The 18275-nt window shown below is 67.9% G+C and carries 17 protein-coding genes; 3 read left to right on the top strand and 14 right to left on the bottom strand.

Annotation, left to right across the window (positions count from 1 at the left end):
- Position 1: 1 nt before the first annotated feature.
- The 12 genes from rbbA to bfr all read right to left on the bottom strand — a co-directional run bounded on the left by rbbA (position 2) and on the right by bfr (position 14441).
- Entirely contained in the window at positions 2 to 2707 is a 2706-nt protein-coding gene (rbbA, locus tag LV780_RS15425) for a ribosome-associated ATPase/putative transporter RbbA (RefSeq protein ID WP_108220684.1), read from the bottom strand.
- Positions 2708 to 2710: 3 nt separating this feature from the next.
- Positions 2711 to 3706 carry an HlyD family secretion protein gene (locus LV780_RS15420; protein WP_108220734.1) on the bottom strand — a complete coding sequence of 332 codons (996 nt, stop codon included), beginning with the start codon at positions 3704 to 3706 and terminating at the stop codon, positions 2711 to 2713.
- Between the two features lie 290 nt (positions 3707 to 3996).
- Positions 3997 to 4701, bottom strand: a complete 705-nt coding sequence (locus LV780_RS15415) for a NapC/NirT family cytochrome c (RefSeq protein WP_108220683.1) — start codon at positions 4699 to 4701, stop codon at positions 3997 to 3999.
- Positions 4702 to 4713: 12 nt separating this feature from the next.
- Complete coding sequence (locus LV780_RS15410) at positions 4714 to 5160, bottom strand: nitrate reductase cytochrome c-type subunit (RefSeq protein WP_108220682.1); 447 nt, start codon at positions 5158 to 5160, stop codon at positions 4714 to 4716.
- A gap of 17 nt (positions 5161 to 5177) precedes the next feature.
- Positions 5178 to 6086, bottom strand: a complete 909-nt coding sequence (gene napH, locus LV780_RS15405; RefSeq protein ID WP_108220681.1) for a quinol dehydrogenase ferredoxin subunit NapH — start codon at positions 6084 to 6086, stop codon at positions 5178 to 5180.
- The gene (napG, locus tag LV780_RS15400) at positions 6083 to 6874 is read right to left on the bottom strand and encodes a ferredoxin-type protein NapG (protein WP_108220680.1); all 792 of its coding nucleotides are present in this window, start codon (positions 6872 to 6874) and stop codon (positions 6083 to 6085) included. Before napG ends, napH begins: the two co-directional genes overlap by 4 nt.
- 1 nt (position 6875) lies before the next feature.
- Entirely contained in the window at positions 6876 to 9362 is a 2487-nt protein-coding gene (gene napA, locus LV780_RS15395) for a nitrate reductase catalytic subunit NapA (protein WP_108220679.1), read from the bottom strand.
- Between the two features lie 13 nt (positions 9363 to 9375).
- Positions 9376 to 9630, bottom strand: coding sequence for a chaperone NapD (locus LV780_RS15390; RefSeq protein ID WP_011910166.1), 255 nt, complete (start codon positions 9628 to 9630; stop codon positions 9376 to 9378).
- Positions 9624 to 10058 carry a ferredoxin-type protein NapF gene (locus tag LV780_RS15385; RefSeq protein ID WP_233864128.1) on the bottom strand — a complete coding sequence of 145 codons (435 nt, stop codon included), beginning with the start codon at positions 10056 to 10058 and terminating at the stop codon, positions 9624 to 9626. Before LV780_RS15385 ends, LV780_RS15390 begins: the two co-directional genes overlap by 7 nt.
- 268 nt (positions 10059 to 10326) lie before the next feature.
- Positions 10327 to 11433, bottom strand: a complete 1107-nt coding sequence (locus LV780_RS15380) for an NAD(P)/FAD-dependent oxidoreductase (RefSeq protein ID WP_108220678.1) — start codon at positions 11431 to 11433, stop codon at positions 10327 to 10329.
- A gap of 30 nt (positions 11434 to 11463) precedes the next feature.
- Positions 11464 to 13554 (bottom strand): sensor histidine kinase, encoded by a 2091-nt coding sequence (locus tag LV780_RS15375; RefSeq protein WP_108220677.1) that lies wholly within the window; start codon positions 13552 to 13554, stop codon positions 11464 to 11466.
- 389 nt (positions 13555 to 13943) lie between these two features.
- Complete coding sequence (bfr, locus tag LV780_RS15370) at positions 13944 to 14441, bottom strand: bacterioferritin (protein ID WP_011910170.1); 498 nt, start codon at positions 14439 to 14441, stop codon at positions 13944 to 13946.
- A 419-nt stretch (positions 14442 to 14860) separates the two neighbouring features.
- On the opposite strand from bfr, the gene rarD reads away from it, so the two are divergent.
- Positions 14861 to 15760: an EamA family transporter RarD gene (rarD, locus tag LV780_RS15365; protein WP_101341486.1), complete on the top strand. Its 900-nt coding sequence runs from the start codon at positions 14861 to 14863 to the stop codon at positions 15758 to 15760.
- Here the strand turns inward: rarD and LV780_RS15360 are convergent.
- Together LV780_RS15360 and LV780_RS15355 are read right to left on the bottom strand one after the other, a co-directional pair.
- Positions 15757 to 16191 carry an RrF2 family transcriptional regulator gene (locus LV780_RS15360; RefSeq protein ID WP_011910172.1) on the bottom strand — a complete coding sequence of 145 codons (435 nt, stop codon included), beginning with the start codon at positions 16189 to 16191 and terminating at the stop codon, positions 15757 to 15759. The genes rarD and LV780_RS15360 overlap by 4 nt on opposite strands.
- Before the next feature lie 151 nt (positions 16192 to 16342).
- On the bottom strand, positions 16343 to 17041 hold the full coding sequence (locus tag LV780_RS15355; RefSeq protein WP_180325191.1) for a DUF2306 domain-containing protein: 699 nt from the start codon (positions 17039 to 17041) through the stop codon (positions 16343 to 16345).
- Between the two features lie 164 nt (positions 17042 to 17205).
- Here LV780_RS15355 and LV780_RS15350 point away from each other — a divergent pair, with 164 nt between their 5' ends.
- Entirely contained in the window at positions 17206 to 17379 is a 174-nt protein-coding gene (locus LV780_RS15350; protein ID WP_080517465.1) for a YdcH family protein, read from the top strand.
- A 167-nt stretch (positions 17380 to 17546) separates the two neighbouring features.
- Positions 17547 to 18224, top strand: coding sequence for a rhomboid family intramembrane serine protease (locus LV780_RS15345; protein ID WP_117345117.1), 678 nt, complete (start codon positions 17547 to 17549; stop codon positions 18222 to 18224).
- The last annotated feature ends 51 nt before the right edge of the window (positions 18225 to 18275 follow it).

Below are 18275 nucleotides of genomic sequence, written 5' to 3'. Positions count from 1 at the left end.
GTCACGCCTCCTGCTTGCGCAGCGCCAGCACCGACAGCAGGAGATAGCCGACGCAGAAGCCCGCCAGCACCGCCGCCACCGGCCAGAGCTCGGCCCAGCCGAAGCCCTTGACGAAACTGCCGGCCGAGGCGGGCTGATACCATGCGGCCGGGAAGGCGCGCCCGACCGCCTGTGCGGCCGGAGAGAGCGACGAGACCGGCACGATCAGCCCGGAGAAGTTGATGGTCGGGATGATGGTGATGATCGACGTGGCGAAGACGGCCGTCACCTGCGTCCGCGTGAAGGAGGACAGCAGCTGGCCGAAGCCGGTCGCCGCACCGACATAAAGCGCCGAGATCAGGGCCAGCGCCCCGAGGTTGCCGCTGAAGGGCACGCCGAAGAGCGTGCGGGCCACGACGAACAGCATCCAGAAGCTGCCCCATGCGATCACCGCGTAGGGCAGCTGCTTGCCCAGCAGGAACTCCGCGCGCCCGACCGGGGTCGAGCGGAAGTTGGCGATCGTGCCGCTCTCCTTCTCGCGCACCACCGAGACCGCGGCCATGATCGCGGGCACGAGCATCAGGATCAGCATGATGATCGAGGGCACCATCGCATTGGCCGAAAGGAAGGCCTGATTGAAGAGGAACCGGGATTCGACCGTCACGGGTGCGGCGGTGGCGCGTCCCTCCTCGCGCAGGTGGCTGGAGGCAAAGGCCTGCAGCACCCCCGTCGCATAGCTACGGGCGGTCTCGGCGCGGAAGGGCATCGCCCCGTCGATCCAGAACGAGACCTCGGGAACCGACCCGCGGCGGATGTCGCGGCCGAACCCGTCGGGTATCTCGAGCGCCACGGTCAGCTCGCCCCGCATCATCCGGGCGTCGAGATCGGCCCGGCTGGCGACATCCTCCTGCTGGTCGAACTGGCGGATGCTGGAAAACTGCTCGATCAGCGCCCGGCTTTCCGCGCTGCGGTCCTGATCATTGACCGCAAAGCTCAGCCGGTCCACGTCGAACGAGATCCCGTATCCCATGGTCAGCAGCAGGATCACGGGCGCGGCAAGGGCAAAGAACAGCCGGATCGGATCGCGGATCAGCTCGAGCGTCTCGCGCCAGCTGTAGGCCTGCATCCGCGTCAAGGCGCGACGGACCCGGCCTGCGGGGGCGCTCCGTCCGTCGAGGGAGAGCACCGGGCCCGCGGCCGGGTCGCGGCCAAGCTGGTCCTCGAGGCAGCCGATGAAGGCTTCCTCGAGGCTTGCGGCGCCGCGGCGCGCCACGATCTCGGCCGGGGCGCCCACCTCCAGAACCTTGCCCGCATGCATGAGCGAGATCCGGTCGCATCGCTCGGCCTCGTTCATGAAGTGGGTGGTGATGAAGATCGTGACCCCACGCTCGCGCGAGAGCACGATGAGCTTGCGCCAGAAGTCGTCGCGCGCCAGCGGGTCCACGCCCGAGGTGGGCTCATCAAGGATCAGGATGCGCGGCTCGTGGATCGTGGCCACCGCAAGCTGCAGCCGCTGGCGGATGCCGAGCGGCAGGCTCTCGGGCATCTGCCCGGCCACGTCGGCAAGGTCGAACTCGTCCATCACCTCGTCCACCCGCGGCCCGCGCCGCGCCGCAGGCAGCGCATAAAGCTGCGCGTGCAGCATCAGGTTCTGGCGCACCGTCAGCTCGCCATAGAGCGAGAAGCTCTGCGACATGTAGCCGATCCGCATCCGGCTCTGCATGTCCGAGGCCGCCAGCCGTTCCCCGAAGAGCCGCGTCTCGCCTTCGGTCGCATCCTGCAGGCCGGTCAGCATCTTCATCGTGGTGGACTTGCCGCAGCCGTTCGAGCCGAGGAAGCCGAAGATCTCCCCCTCGGGGATGGTGAAGCTCACGTCATCGACGGCGGTGAAGTCGCCGAACCGCTTGGTCAGGTTGCGCGCCTCGATGGCGGGCGTGGCGGCCGGCTGCGCATGGCGCGGCGGCAGCACGACCGGCGCGGCATCGGCGCCCTCCGGGAGCAGGCGGATGAAGGCGGTCTCGAGCGTGTCGGCCCCGGTGCGGGCGCGCAGATCGTCCGGGCTGCCGGTGGCGATCACGCGCCCCGCATCCATGGCGGCCAGCCAGTCGAAGCGGTCGGCCTCTTCCATGTAGGCGGTGGCGACGAGGACGCTCATTCCCGGCAGGTGGCCCCGGATCGCGCCGATCAGCTCCCAGAACTGGCGGCGCGACAGCGGATCGACGCCGGTCGTCGGCTCGTCGAGGATCAGCAGGTCGGGGTCATGGATCAGCGCCGAGCAGAGCGAGAGCTTCTGCTTCATTCCGCCCGACAGCTTGCCCGCCGGCCGGTCGGGGAAGGGATCGAGCCCGGTCGCCCGCAGCAGCATGTCGATCCGTTGGTGCCGTTCGGCGGCCTTCTGCCCGAAGATCCGGCCGAAGAACTCGAGGTTCTCGCGCACCGTCAGCGTCGGGTAGAGGTTCCGGCCGAGCCCTTGCGGCATGTAGGCGATGCGCGGCAACAGGGCCTGACGTTCCGTGCGGCGGCTCAGGTCATGTCCGAGGACCGAGAGGCGGCCCCGCTGCCGCCGCCGAACCCCCGCGATCAGCGCAAGAAGCGTCGATTTCCCCACCCCGTCCGGCCCGATCAGCCCCGCCATGCAGCCCGCGGGAATGGCAAGGCTCACCTCATCGAGCGCGACCGCGGCTCCGTAGCGGTGCGAGACACCCGCGATCTCGGCGGCCGGTCGCATCCGTCAGTCCGGCAGCGTCACGGCCAGATCGGCCGGCCAGGCCCGCCCCGGCTCGGTCCGCACGAAGCCGATGCCGCGCACGCCGGTCTTGATCTGGTCCTCGAAGCGGGCGAGCAGCTCCGTTGGCACGCGCAGCTTCACCCGGAAGACGAGATCCTCGCGCTCGGAGGCGGTCTCGACGGATTTTGGCGTGAATTGCGCCTCGGGCGCGATGAAGGTGACATGGGCCGGGATCACATATTGCGGCGCCGGGTCGAGGATCAGGCGCGCCTCGTCGTTCAGGACGAGTGGCCCCACATCGGCGGCGGGCAGATAGATGTTCATGTAGACGTCCGAGAGGTCGAGGATCGTGGCGATGGGCGCGCCCGCCGCCACCACCTCGCCCGGCTCGCGCAGCCGATAGACGACACGGCCGCGGACGGGGGCCGTGATCGTCAGATCCTCCAGCGCGATCTCGGCGCGGGCAAGATCGGCCTCGGCCGCGGCGATCAGCGCCTCGGCCTCCGAGACCTGCGCCTTCGCCATCTTCAGCGCCGCCGCGGCGGCGACGGCCGCGTTGACGGCATCGTCGCGCACCGCGTCGGACACATGCCGGTCCGCGTGCAGCTTCACGACCCGATCCCGGTTCGTCTCGGCCACCGTCCGCGAGCTTTCGGTCTGGGCGACGCTCGCCTCGGCCACGCTCAGGCCGGCGTGGGCGCGCATCAGGGCCGCCTTGGCGGCCAGAAGCTGCGCCTGCGCGTCGCGGTCGTCGAGCCGCGCCACCAGGTCGCCCGGCGAAACGATCTGCCCCTCGGACACCGGCACCTCGATCACACGGCCTGCCACCTTGGCCGCCACGTCGATCGACTGCGCCTCGATGCGCCCGTTCGAGCGGGCGATGCCCTCGGTCTCGCTGCCGAAGAACCGCGCCTTCAGCCTTTCAAACGGCGTCTCGGCGTGGGCGGGGCCCGACAGCACCGCGGTCGCCATCAGAATGGAGAGCAGCACGCGCATCATCAACCGGGTCTCCCTGATCCGCGGAACAAGGCCGCATCAATCCCCAGACCGGCGCGGCGGATCTTGCCGCGCAGGCTTCCTCCGGGCAGGACGCACCCGGATGCCTCGGACCTTGGGCCCTTTGGCCGAAGATGCAACGCGAAGCGGGTCCTGTCATCCCGCGGCATTGCGTCGCGTCGCCCGGACGGCGTAACCGCACTTCAGGAAAAGCAGAAGCGGCACCTTTCATGGATGCCGCCGCCGGTCGCCTCGGGATGGGCGGCCCCCGTGCCGGAAGGCCAGTTCGTCGGTCAGCCGTCCGTGTCGGTGCCAAGGAAGCTGCGGATGTCGGCCAGTTCGGGCGCCTTTCGCGCGGGCAGGACGCCGCGGGTCTCGAGATCGTCCACCACTTCCTGGTAGCGGTCGAGGTAGTTCGCGGGCAGGTCGTGCGCGATGCCCTGATGGCAGTCGATGCAGGTTTTGCCCTCGTCCAGCGCGCGCTGGTGATCGGCGCCCGCGCGGTTTTCCTGCATGGTGAAATCCATGAAGCCGAAGCTGTGGCAGTTGCGGCATTCCTGACTGTCGTTCTTCTTCATCCGGGCCCATTCGTTTGCCGCAAGCTCGATCCGCCGCTCTTCGAACTTTTCGGGGGTCGAGATCGAATGGGTGATGAAGTGCCCGTACAGCTCCTTGGAGGCCTTGATCTTGCGCAGCATCTTCGGACCCCATTCCTTGGGAACGTGGCAGTCCGGGCAGGTGGCGCGCACGCCCGAGCCGTTGTTCTGGTGCACCGAGCCCTGATACTCGGCAAAGACATTGTCCTTCATCTCGTGGCACGAGATGCAGAAGCTCTCCTTGTTGGTCATCTCGAGGGCAGTGTGAAAGCCGCCCCAGAACAGGATGCCCGCGCCAAAGCCGGCGATCAGGAGGAGGCCGACCGACAGGATCCCGGAAGGAGACACAAGGAGGTGCCAGACCCGGCGCAGGAGACCCGGGCGGGGAGTGTTGCTGGGCATCGGAGTGCGTCCTTACTGGCCGGAAGACTGGAAGAGGTTCTCGACCAGCGCGGGGGCGTCGGCCTGCGGAACGTGGCACTGGCTGCAGAACCAGCGGCGGCTCGCGACGGTGTCGGTCTGCAGGCCATCGCGGTCCTGGTAGTGCGTCATCGAAAGCGTGGGCGCGCCACGCTCGCCCGACTTGCGCCATTCGTGGCAGGCGAGGCATTCGTTCGCCTTCATGTCGATCTGATACTTGTCGATCGAGTGCGGGATCAGCGGCGGCTGAAGGCGATAGTTGCGCACGAAGCGTTGCTTGTTCTGGTGGAAGACGGGCGCGGTCGTGACATCCACGTCCGGGTCGGCGCCGCGGAGCGACTCCACCGCCGCGGCTGTCCCCACCTGCGACTGCGCGAAGGCAAGGCCCGCCACGAGGGCAACGGGAAGGGTCAGGGCGCCGAGGAAGGCAAGCGGTTTCATGGCGGATCTCCGTGATCTCAAGCGGCTCGGTCGCGGCCGGCCGGGGAAGGGGGGGCAGCATCGCGGCCCGGGGCGGGGCGCGTGTCGAAACGGTGTGTGAAGCGGAAGACGTCGCGGTCGCAGACGTCGATGCAGCGGCCGCAGTTGGTGCAGTCGCCCGAGAGGATGATCGGCGTGTCGGCGGTCTGGCCGCGCAGGGCGGGGGTGATGACAGCCATCTCGGGGCAGACGGCGAAGCAGTCCATGCAGTCGTCACAGTCCGCGCGCCTCGTGGCCGAGACGCGGACGAGCGATGTCCTGCCCAGCAGGCCGTAGAAGGCACCCACGGGGCAGAGCCGCCCGCACCAGCCGCGCCGCGCCACGAGCAGATCGAAGAGGAAGACGGCCCCGATCAGCGTCCAGCCCGCGCCCATCCCGAAGGCGATCCCGCGCTGGAGCATCGTGACCGGGTTGACCAGCTCCCACGCGGTCGTGCCGGTCAGGGCCGAGACGGCAAGGACGGTGCCGAGCAGCCAGAGCCGGGTGGAGGCCTTGGGTTGCCAGCCCTTCGGCAGCCCGAGGCGGACATGAAGCCAGTGGGCCGCATCCGTCACCGGGTTCACCGGGCAGACCCACGAGCAGTAGGCCCGCCCGCCGACGAGCAGATAGGCGGCAACCACGAGGGCCGCCCCGACAAGCGCCGTCATCTCGGGCCAGTGCCCGGCGACCAACCCCTGAAGCAGCACCAGCGGGTCCGTCAGGGGCAGCAGGTCGAGCGTCATCGACCCGGCGAGATTGCCCTTCACCCACCAGATGCCGGCCCAGGGTCCGAGGAGGAACAGGCCGAGGAAGACGGTTTGCGACAGCCGCCGCAGGATCAGCCAGCGGTGGGCGCCGAGCCGGCCCTTGCGGGCGATGGCCTCGCGGCCGGGGTATCGCCCGCTCATGGCTGTCCTCCGGGCAATGTCATCAGCGGCTGGAAGTCGGGAACCGCTTCGGGCAGCCGGTCGGGCAGATCGACGATCCCCTCGACCAGCGGCGCGCCCTTCTTTTCCATCTCCTCCCAGCCGAGGCGGTAGTGCTCGGCCGGTGTCGCCCGCGCGAGACGGGCGGGGAGGACCTTGATCGCCGCCTCGGGCAGGACGCAGGACTGCTCGCACTTGCCGCAGCCGGTGCAATGGTCGGCGTGGACGGTGGGCAGGAACATCGCGTGGTGGCCCGAGCGGGGATTGTGCTGGCTTTCCAGCGTGATCGCGCGGTCGATCGCCGGACAGACGCGGTAGCAGACGTCGCACCGCAGCCCCAGCAGGTTCAGGCAGTTCTCCTGATCCACCAGCACCGCGATGCCCATCCTGGCCCGGTCGATGTCGGTCAGGCCGGGATCGAGCGCGCCCGTCGGGCAGGCCACGACGCAGGGAATGTCGTCGCACATCTCGCAGGGGATCCGGCGCGCGGTGAAGAAGGGCGTGCCGGTGGCCGGCCCCTCACCCAGTTCGGCCAGCGAGAGCGTGTCATAGGGGCAGGCCCGGACGCAGAGGCCGCAGCGGATGCAGGCGCCGAGGAAGTCGTCCTCGGCCAGCGCCCCCGGCGGGCGCAGCGCCTCGGCCGGAAGCGCGCGCGCGTCGCGGGCGTAAAGCGCCAGAAGCGTGCCCGCCACCGCGCAACCCGCCGCCGCGCGGGCCGCATCCGTGAGGAAGCGCCGTCGGTCGATGGGGGAAGCGGGGCGGGCGGGCATGTCAGGCGCGCTCCACCTTGCAGGCGCATTTCTTGTAGTCGGTCTCCTTCGAGATCGGGCAGGTCGCATCGAGCGTGAGCTGGTTGATCAGCTGCCCCTCGTCGAACCACGGGACGAACACTAGACCCTTCGGCATCTTGTTGCGACCGCGGGTCTCGATGCGGCTCAGCATCCGGCCGCGGCGGGTCGAGATCTCGATCTCCTGCCCGCGCTTGAGGCCCCGCGCCTCGGCATCCTCGGGGTGCATGAAGACCACGGCCGAGGGGAAGGCGCGGTGGAGTTCCGGCACCCGGCGCGTCATCGAGCCCGAATGCCAGTGTTCCAGCACCCGCCCCGTGACCAGCCACAGGTCGAACTCGGCGTCCGGGATCTCGGCCGGCGGCTCGTAGGGGGCGAAGATGATCTTGGCCTTGCCGTCCTTGTTGCCGTAGAACTTCACGCCCTCGCCGGGCTTCACATAGGGGTCATAGCCTTCGCGGAAGCGGTAGAGCGTTTCCTTGCCATCCACGACCGGCCAGCGCAGGCCGCGGGCCTGGTGATAGGTCTGGAAGTCGGCGAGGTCGTGGCCATGATCGCGACCGAAGGCCGCATATTCCTCGAACAGGCCCTTCTGCAGGTAGAAGCCGAAGTCGCGGCTCTCCTGGTTGCCGAAGCCCTCCGCCGTCTCTTCGAGCGGGAAGCGGTTCACCACGCCGTTGGCATAGAGCACCTCGTAAAGCGTCTTGCCGCGCAGTTCGGGTTTCTTGTCCAGCAACTCGGCCGGCCAGACCTCATCGACCGTGAAACGCTTCGAGAACTCGACCAGCTGCCACAGGTCCGAGCGCGCCTCGCCGGGGGCTTCCACCTGCTGGCGCCAGAACTGGGTGCGGCGCTCGGCGTTGCCGTAGGCGCCTTCCTTCTCGACCCACATGGCGGTGGGCAGGATCAGGTCGGCGGCCATCGTGGTGACGGTCGGGTAGGGGTCGGAGACGACGATGAAGTTCTCGGGGTTGCGGTAGCCCGGCCAGCCTTCCTCGTTCATGTTGGGCGCGGCCTGCATGTTGTTGTTGCACTGCACCCAGTAGGCGTTGATCTTGCCGTCCTTCAGCATCCGGTTCTGCAGGACCGCATGGGCACCGGGCTTTTCCGGGATCGTGCCCTCGGGCAGGCCCCAGAGTTCCTCGGTGTGGGCGCGGTGCTCGGGGTTCGTCACCACCATGTCGGCGGGCAACCGGTGCGAGAAGGTGCCGACCTCGCGCGCGGTGCCGCAGGCCGACGGCTGGCCCGTCAGCGAGAAGGGCGAGTTGCCCGGCTCCGAGATCTTTCCGACCAGCAGGTGAACGTTGTAGCAGTTCGAGTTCACCCACGAGCCGCGGGTGTGCTGGTTGAAGCCCATCGTCCACAGCGACATGACCTTGCGGTTCGGGTCGGCGTACTGCTTCGCCAGCCGTTCCAGCTTTTCGGCCGGCACGCCCGAAAGCGCCGCGACCTTCTCCAGCGTGTAGTCGACGACGGCGGCCTTGAACTCCTCGAAGGTGATCGGCTCCATGTCGCCGGTGGTCTTGGGATCGACGCCGTCTTCCAGCGCGTGGGTCGGGCGCAGGCCATAGCCGATGTCGGTCTTCGTCTTCATGAACGTCGTGTGCCTGTTCACGAAGTCCCAGTTCACGGCGTCGTTCTGGATGATGTAGTTCGCGATGTAGTTCAGGATCGCGAGGTCGGTCTGGGGCGTGAAGATCATCCCGTTGTCGGCCAGCTCGAACGAGCGGTGCTCGAAGGTCGAAAGGACGTGGACTTCGCAGCCGGGCTTCGTCAGGCGGGTGTCGGTGATGCGCGACCAAAGGATCGGGTGCATCTCGGCCATGTTCGAGCCCCAGAGCACGAACGTTTCCGCGGCCTCGAGGTCGTCATAGCAGCCCATCGGCTCGTCGATGCCGAAGGTCCGCATGAAGGCCGCCACCGCCGAGGCCATGCAGTGCCGCGCGTTCGGATCGAGGTTGTTCGACCGGAAGCCCGCCTTCATCAGCTTGGCCGCGGCGTAGCCCTCCCAGATCGTCCACTGGCCCGAGCCGAACATGCCGATGGCTTCCGGCCCCTTGGCCTTCAGCGTGGCCTTCCACTTCTCGGCCATGATGTCGAAGGCCTCGTCCCACGAGACCGGGACGAACTCGCCGTTCTTGTCGTAGACGCCGTTCGTCTTGCGCAGGAGCGGCGTGGTCAGCCGATCCTTGCCATACATGATCTTGGACAGGAAATAGCCCTTGATGCAGTTGAGGCCGCGGTTCACCGGCGCCTCGGGATCGCCCTGCGTCGCCACCACGCGGCCGTCCTTCACGCCCACCAGAACCGAGCAGCCGGTGCCGCAGAAGCGGCAGGCGGCCTTGTCCCAGCGGATGCCGTCGGCCGCTTCGGCCAGGGCCGGGCCGGCCAGCGGAATGCCGGCCGCCGAGGCCGTCGCCGCCGCGGCGGTGGCCTTCAGGAACGAGCGGCGCGAAGAGGAAAGCGTCATTCTGGGTCTCCCGTCAGAGGGTCGCGGGCGCTGCGTCGAGCGCCTCGAAATGGTGGTAGGCAAGGGTCACGCCGAGCACGCCCGGGATCTGGTGCAGGTCCATGATCTGGTCCGAGGCGCGGCGCGTGGCCGTGTCCTCGACGGTCACGACGATGCGGCCGGGCTGGTGGGCATGGACGGCGCCGCCTTCGGTGGCCTCGATGGCGGCGATCACGTCCGGCGTGAACTCGGCGATGGTCTGGACGAGGCAGCCGCAGATGTTCAGCATGGCCGGGTCTCCGGGGTGAGGGGGGTGAGATGAAGGGTGCCGGCCGGGCAGGGGGCGACGCAGGCGCCGCAGCCGGTGCAGCTGTCGCGGTCGATGACCGGCTGGGCCCGCCCGCCGGTGAGCGGACGAAAGCGGATCGAGGCGCTGTCGCAGAAGTCCTCGCAGGCGCGGCACTGGATGCCGTTCATGTCGAGGCAACCCGCGCCGGCCTCGGCGCGCCACATCCAGGGGGATGCGGGTTGCAGCGCCTCGGCCGCGCAGGCGCGGGTGCAGGATCCGCAGAAGGTGCAGGCGCCCTCGCGGACATCGACCACCGGCAGCCCGTCCGCGTCGCGCCGGATGATGCCCTCGGGGCAGGCCCGCGCGCAGTCGCCGCAGCCCGTGCAGGCCTCGGCGAAGCTGGCGCCGGATCCGGGGGGACGTGGCACCTCTCGTTCGGTGAAACGGCCCCGGAGGACGGCGCGGCGGCTTGTGCTGCTGGGCATGCGGACCTGGCAAATAAAAGGTTGAGGCGTTCTACCTCTTTGCCGGGAAGTATCGGCGCCGTGCCCTCGCAGCCTTGATATGGATCAACGGATTCGCTGCAGGCGCATTTTCTGTGCAGCCGGCATACCTGCGGCCGCCGGGCGCGGCGCAGGCGTCTCATCGCTCACCGCGGCCGGGATGGCCGGGCGACGGAATCAGGAAGGCACAGCCTTAGCCGAAGCGTGCGGGCGACAGGGCCGCCACGAGCGCGGCCGACACCTCGGGCGGACGCCCGCCCGCGAGGTCCGCGACAAGGCGGCTTGCGGCGGGGCAGGTCTGGAAACCATATCCGCCCTGCCCGGCCAGCCAGAAGAAACCGGGCGCGGCCGGATCCTCTCCGATCACGAGCACACGGTCGGGGGCAAAGGTCCGCAGCCCCGCCCAGGAGGCGAGCAGGCGTGTGACAGGCTCGGTCACCATCTCCTCGTACCGGGCGAGCCCCTCGGCCAGCACCATGTCGTCGGCCCAGGCGTCGTGCGGCTCCTGCGGGTCCTCGTCGGCGGGTGAGACGATGAGCGCGCCCGCGTCGGGCTTGGCATACCAGCTTTCGCCGACGCCGAAGATCATGGGCCAGCGCGAGACATCGTGACCGCCCGGCGCCGGGATCCGGGCCATCGACCGGCGATAGGGGACCAGCCCCAGCGGGCGCACCCCGGCCATCGCGGCCACCTGGTCCGCCCAGGCGCCGGCGGCGTTCACGAGAATCCGTCCGCGATACTCCTGATCCGCGCTGACGCGCCAGCCGGTGCCGTCGCGCGCGATGGCGCTCACCCGCGCCTTCGTGCGGATCTGCGCGCCCCGTCCGCGCGCCTCGCGGGCGAACCGCTGGAGCAGGAGGTCGGTGTCGATGTCATGGGCGTGGCTCGCGCGGGCGGCCAGCGTGATGTCGGGGCGCAGGATCGGAACCTCGGCCCTGGCCGCCTCGGCCGGGATGCGTTCCAGGTGCATCCCCTGCGCCTCGGCCTCGAACCGTGCGCGCTCGTGCTCGCGTCCCACGACGAGAAGGCCGCGGGGCGAAAGGACGCCTTCGGCCCCGTGGAAGAAGTCACCGGATGCGAGCGAGAGTTCGACCACCGACGGCCGGCCGTAGCGTGGCTCATACAGGGCGGCTGAACGGCCCGACGCATGATGCGCGAGCGCCTCCTCGGCTTCGAGCAGCGTCACCGAGCCCAGCTCCGAGAGGCGGGCTGCCGCGGATACGCCGGCTATGCCACCGCCGATGATGAGAAATTCACTGTCCATGCGGCGCAGGCTGGCCCGCGCCGTGCGGATTGGCAAGAGGTGGCGTGCGCGGCCGGGCCGTCATCATCAGACACGGCCCTGCCGGGTGCGGGGAATGCGCAACACGAAGGTCGACCCCTTGCCGGGCTCACTCTCGAAGTGCAGGTTGCAGCCGGTGACTTCGGCCAGTCGCTGGGCGATGGTCATGCCGATGCCGGCGCCGCTGATCGCACCGTTCTCGTGCCCCAGCCGCTGGAAGGCCTTGAAGACATCCGACTGCCGATCCTGCGCGATGCCCAGCCCCGTGTCGCGGACCTCAAGCGCCACGCTGTCGGGAGAGGCGAGGTCGAAACCGACATCGACCCGGCCGCCCGGCACGTTGTATTTCACCGCGTTCGACAGGAGCTGATCGAGGATGCGCCGCAGCATTCCCGGATCGCCGATCACCGACGGCAGCGGCTCGTCCGGTTCGTCGATTCGCAGCGTGACCTGCATCCGGTCGGCATCGGGGCGTGCACGCTCGCAGGCTTCCCGCACGAGGGGGGCAAGGTCCAGCGAACGGGTGGAGAGCCGCAGATCCTTGTGATCCAGGCGGCTGAGTTCGAGCACCGCATCGACAAGCTTCACCAGGCTCCACCCCGAGGAGGAAATGGCCCGGACATGGTTCATCCGCTCTCCCTCGAGCTTGCGACCCTCCGACGCCTCCAGAAGCTCGGCATAGCCGATGATGGCCGTCAGGGGGGTCCTCAGCTCGTGGCTCATGGCCGAGAGGAAGTTCGACTTGGCCCGGTTCGCCGCGTCGAGCTTGTCGCCCATCGTGGCCAGATGCTCGCCCACCGTCTGAAGCTCGCGGATCGCGAAGGGCGGCGAGGGCGGAACGGTGTTGCCCTCGCTGATCAGCACCATGCGCTGCTCGAGATCGGCAAGCGGCCGCGCGACGCGGGCGCTCATCGTGATGGACCGCCGCCAGAGGTAGGCAAAGAAGACGGCATAGAACAGGACAAGGATCGCCACCATGATCGTGCTGACGAACCCGAGCTGGCTGCGCAGGTTGGTGGCTTCGGCCAGCAGGCTCTTCTCGCTGCTCAACAGCAGGAGCCGCCAGTTGGGGCCTGCGATGGTGGACCAGGCGGCGATCATCGGCTCCTGCAACTCGACGCGCTGGACGCCCGATGGCTGCGACTGCATCTCGAGCGCGATGGCCGACAGGTCCGGGCGGCGGAAGATGTTGAACTCGGCCGGCTTGAACGTGTCCTGCAGGATCGCCTCGGCATAGCTGTGGCCGATCAGCTCGTTCACGCCGAGATCGTCCTCGCCCTCGGGCGGCAGGGCGAGGATCGTGCCGTCGCGACCGATCAGGATGGCAAAGCCGTCACCGGGCAGCTTGATGTTGAGCACCTGCTCGACGATCGTCTTGACCGTGACGTCGATGCCCACGACGGCCTCGAGCTTTTCCGGGCCATGGACGGGCGCGATCGACGAGACCATCCAGCCATCGCCCGCGGGGTCGACATAGGCGTCGGTCCAGACCGGCTTTCGGGCCGGATTGTGAACGTCGTCGGCCTCGTAGTAGAAGTTGTAGGTGGGGATATCCATCTTCGGCGCGTAGATGTTCAGCACGTCGAAGTAGGGATAGATCCGGTTATAGGAATCCCAGGTATTGAGATAGAGTTGCGAAATGAGCGAATCGCTCTCCTTGATGGATTTCATCAGCGGATCCAGCCGGACGGTGCGCCAGACCTTTTCCTGTTCCGCCTCGCCGATCGGGACGACACCGGAATAGAAGACCGCCGATCCGCCGGTGTCCTTCTTGGTGTAGAAGACACCATCCGGCGAATAGCCGTGCATGGCCTTCAACGACTCGGGAACGTCAGCGGGAGTGGCGAGGGCGCGGCCGGATTCATCGGCATAGATCTGGGTGGCGGCACTGATGCTCTGAAGGCGGTGGGCGATGATGTTGGCCTCGCGGATCGAGTCGTCGCGCAGCATCGTCGTCGAGATGCGCGTGATCGCCGAGGCGCTGCGGTCATAGACCACCTGGCTCGTCAAGAGATAGACCCCGATGAAGCCGAATTCGATCAGCAGGAGCGGGACGAGTGCCGCCTTCAGATAGGAGCGCCAGAGCCACTTGCTCAGGGGTACCGGCTCAGATTCCGGCTCAGTCGCAATCCGTGCCATGGGCACTCCGAAAACAGCAAAAGACAATCGGCTCCTCTTATCTGCATGGCGGTATTCTGTAAATAATCCCACCCAAGAGGCAGTGCGAACCAGACGTTCGCATAGGCCAATACAGACGAAAGAACTGGCCGCCGCGGGGTGCCAGGATGGGTCGCGTTTTCAATATGACATGGATCAGCATTATATTGCCTTGAATTGCGGGATTTATTCAAGGGCTTTTCCGTTGTTGCGAAAATTCAGCACCTGGCCGCGCATGAAAATCGCTGCTGCCATCGGTTCGGAACGAAGGACGATAACGGATCCCCGGGCCTTCATCGGGCTCTGACGCTGCGTGAAGGGCCTTGCCGGGATCGGGGGCAACCGCGGAGACCGCGGTTGCCCGCAGGAACTCAGTGCGCGTCGCCTTCCGCCTTGTCGGCAGGCTTGGCGTTGAGCATGCCGTAATTCTGCACGCCGATCGTGTCCATCAGCCCGAGCTGCGTTTCGAGGAAGTCGATGTGACCTTCCTCGTCGGCGATCAGCTCCTCGAACAGCACCTTCGAGACGTAGTCGCCCACGCTGTCGCAGTGGTCGCGCGCCTCGATGTAGAGGGTCCGGGCGTCATGTTCCGCGGCGAGGTCGGCCTCCATCGTCTCGCGCAGGTTCTGGCCGATGCGCAGCGGATCCAGAGCCTGCAGGTTCGGGTGGCCTTCGAGGAAGATGATCCGCGCGATCAGCCGGTCGGCGTGATGCATCTCTTCGATGCTCTCCTCGCGCGACTTGTCGGCGATGGCGCCAAAGCCCCAGTCCTCCTGGAGACGGTAGTGCAGCCAGTACTGGCTGACCGCTGTCAGTTCCGACCGCAGCGCCCGGTTGAGATAGTCTATGACCTTGTCGTCGCCCTTCATGTCCGTCCTTTCCTGATCCCTTGAGGCTCTCGGCCTCATGCCGCCCGTCGGCAGGCTGGCAGCAGCGGCACCCGCTTTCACCACCCGTCAGGCGGCGCCAACGAGTCGCCGCCGCCTCGAGCCATGATGGGCCTGACCGAGCGGGAAGGCAATAATACGCGGGAAATCAGAAGGTTGATCTTTTCTCTCGGCATTGGTGGGCCTAACGGTCGGGCGCGGTACCGTCAACCTGCCCATTTCCCCGGCTGCGAAGCCGGCGATTGGCGGAATGACTGTCAAGCCTCTGCGACGAGATGGCGCGTCGCGCCGGGGATGGGTCGCCCTCCTCTCATCAGCAAATGCGATGGATGAGGTCACGATAACGGATTGGCGCCGCGTTGCGCCTCCTGTATGGCGGAAGGATTCCCAAGGATGAGCCGATGAGCGACCTGACCCTTCCCCACAACGAGGACAGCCCGCGCGGCATGGCCTTTGCCCTGTCCGCCTACCTGCTCTGGGGCTTCATGCCGATCTACATGAAGGCTCTGGCGCATGTGCCGGCCTATGAGGTGGTGGCGCATCGGGTGATCTGGTCGGTGCCGGTGGCGCTGGCGGTGCTGGCGGCGCTGGGTCGGCTGTCCGAGTTGCAGGCCGCGCTGCGGTCGCCCAAGCTTCTGCTGATGGCGGCGGCCACCGCGGCGCTCATCTCGGTCAACTGGGGGATCTATGTCTGGGCGATCGGGGCGGGGCACGCGCTGGATACCGCCCTTGGCTACTACATCAACCCGCTCTTCAGCGTGTTCCTCGGCGCCGTCCTGCTGGGAGAGCGCCTCGGGCGGCTGCAACTGGCGGCCATCGCACTCGCCGTGGCCGCGGTGGTGGTCCTGACGGTCGAGGCCGGGCGGCTTCCCTTCGTCGCCATCAGCCTCACCCTGACGTGGGGCGGCTACGCCTACCTCAAGAAGTCGCTGCCTCTCGGTCCGAACCAGGGGTTCCTGCTCGAGGTGCTGATCCTGCTTGTGCCCGCGCTGGCCGTGGTGGGATGGGTCGAGAGCCGCGGCGAGGGGCACTTCCTGCACGGCAGCCTCGCCGATCAGGCGCTTCTCTTCGGGACGGGGCTCGTCACGGCCACCCCGCTCATGCTCTATGCCAACGGCGCCAAGCTGCTGAAGCTCTCGACCATCGGCTTCCTGCAGTATGTGGCGCCGACGCTGATTTTCCTCACCGCGGTCTTCGTCTTCGGCGAGGCGTTCGGGCGGGCCGAGGCCATCGCCTTCCCGATGATCTGGGTCGCGCTGGTGATCTTCACCGTCGCGCTGGTGCGGACAAGCCGGCGCTAGGCCCGTTCCGCCTCGAGGCCGAACTGCTCGGGGGCCATCATCACATCGGCGATGGTGAACTGATCCAGCGTGTCCATGAAGGACTTGACCGCCTTGGCGAAGATCGGCGGCAGCCGGCACGGCCGGCTGATGCAGCAGGCGTTGCCCTGCTGGAAGCACTCGACCAGCGCAAAGTCGGTCTCTGTGGCGCGCAGCACCTCGCCGAGGCGGATCTCGTTGGCGGGGCGGGCGAGACGGAAGCCGCCCGTGCGGCCGCGGGTGCCCTGCAGGAAGCCCGCATGGATAAGGCTCATCACCACCTTCTTCAGGTGCCCCTGCGAGATCCCATAGATCGAGGCGGTCTCGCCGATCGTCACCAGCCGGCCGTCCTCGATGCTGGCCGCATAGAGCAGGACCCGCAGGGCATAGTCGCTGAACTTGGTCAATCGCATCTTGCACTCCGGGCAAAACAGAATGCCCCTTTGCCCAAGGAATCCGGATTTGTCGTTGACTGCAATCAAAAAGCTGAATGAGTCCGGCTTCGGGCGGATGTGCCGCAGGTGCGGAGGGTGGGGCGGAGGTTCGACCGCCCCTGTGACGCCCTCAGGCCCGTCCCGGCGCCGCCCGTCCCTCGGCCAGCCGCACGGACCTTCGCCGCGAGGGCCAGAGCAGGCGGACCGCCTCGAAGAGCGCGAGGTAGGGCAGGTAGAAGGCAAAGACCTGAATGCGGTCGAAGGTGCCGCTGAAATCGTCGCTCGTGGCGACGCCCCCGGTGAAGGCGTGCCAGAGCCCGTAGTGCATCCGGTAGATCCAGGAGGCGAGCGCCAGGATCACCAGCCGCCCCGCCCAGGCGCGGTGCGCGGGATCGCGGCGCCGGGCCAATTGCACCGTGCGCACCGCCGCAATCATGAGCAGGACGCCGTAAAGGCCGAAGCCGAGGCTCATCCACGGGCCGCCCACCGTGCCTTGCGAGAGGATGTAGGCGAGCCCTCCGGCCCCCGTGGCGAGCGCCAGCCCCGCCACGAGGCGACCAAGCATCCGGTGCACCCGCGGCACCGCTCGTCGCACCGGCCCGAGCAGTTGCAGCGGCGCAAGAAGGGTGAGCAGTCCCCCCAGGATCATGTGGCCGTAGATCGCCGCGGTCGCCGCCATCGCCTCGGGGTGGAACAGGCGCGATCCGGCCTGCTCTGCCGGGGTTGCAAGGCTCAGGCCGCGGCCGACCGAATGTTGCACGAACCACCAGACCCCGAGGACCAGAAGCCCCACGGACAGAACGCCAAGACTGGACAGAAGAAATCGCACCTGAACCTCCGGGACCTTGCCGGGGATCTAGGGGCGGTTCGGGCTTTGGCGAGAGCCCGGGATGGACGGCGGCGCAGGGGCCTGAAAAGAAACCGCCGGCGCCTCTTGTGGGTGGCCATAAAATGCCCACGTCAGAAGAAAGACCCGTTGCAAGGAGGAGCCAGATGACCGTCGAGACCCACATTTCCACGCTTCAGCGCCGGCATGACGAGCTGGACGAGGCGATCACCGCGGCCGCGCGCGATCATGGCGTCGATGATCTGGAAATCCAGTCGATGAAGAAAGAGAAGCTGCACCTCAAGGACGAGATTGCAAGGCTTCAGGCCACGGCGGACTAAGGCTGGCCGACCCTGCAGGCGGGCCCCGGATGGCGATCGCTGTCCGGGGTCTTTTTGCCTTTGCAGCCCGCCGCGTCTGCGGAGGGAGGCGGCCCGGTCGGCCGCGGCGCGCGTATCGCGTGCGGCAGGCCCTTGGCGGCGCGGGCATGGGGGCCTATGTGATCTCCATGTCGCAGCCGCAGAACCACCGCACCGGCCCATCCTCGTCCTCCTCGTCCGGTGCCCCCGGCTTCGTCTGGGCGCTCGTGGGGCTTCTTGCCGCGATCGAGCTGCTGCTGACCGCCGCTGAATCGGGCTGGATCGGCGAGCCTCGACTGCGGAGCATCGCCATCCTGCTGGGTGCCTTCTGGCCGCCGTTGCTTGCGCCGGGGGCCGGGGAACTCTACCCGTTCCAGCGCGAGGCCATGTTCCTGACGCACGCCTTCCTTCATGCGAACCTGCTTCATCTGGTGATGAACGGCGTGATCCTGCTCTCGCTGGGAAAGGTCATCGGCGAACGCGTGGGGCGCGTGCGTCTGTTCCTGCTCTTTGCCTTGTCGGCCATCGCGGGCGGGGCTGCCTTCGGCCTGATCTCGATGTCCCACGGGCCGATGATCGGCGCGTCGGGCGCGGCCTTCGGCTTCTTCGGGCTCTGGAACGCGTGGGAGTTCCAGCGCCGCCGCGCCCGCGGCCTGTCGCTGCGGCCGGTGCTCGGGACGGTCGGGGGCCTGATCGTGGCCAACATTGCGCTCTTTGTCTTCCTGCAGGGCGGGCTCGCGTGGGAGGCGCATCTCGGCGGCTACCTGATGGGATGGGCGGCGGCCTTCTCCTTCTGCCGTCTGCCGACCCTCCGCCCACAAGCCTGAGGTTCGCGCGGCGGGTATCCCACCCGTCGCCCTGACCCTGCGTTAACCCGC

Source organism: Cereibacter azotoformans (assembly GCF_021391315.1).
GTDB lineage: Bacteria > Pseudomonadota > Alphaproteobacteria > Rhodobacterales > Rhodobacteraceae > Cereibacter_A > Cereibacter_A azotoformans.
The sequence above is the reverse complement of the archived record's forward strand: the minus strand, read 5'-3'. Positions and strand labels throughout refer to the sequence as shown.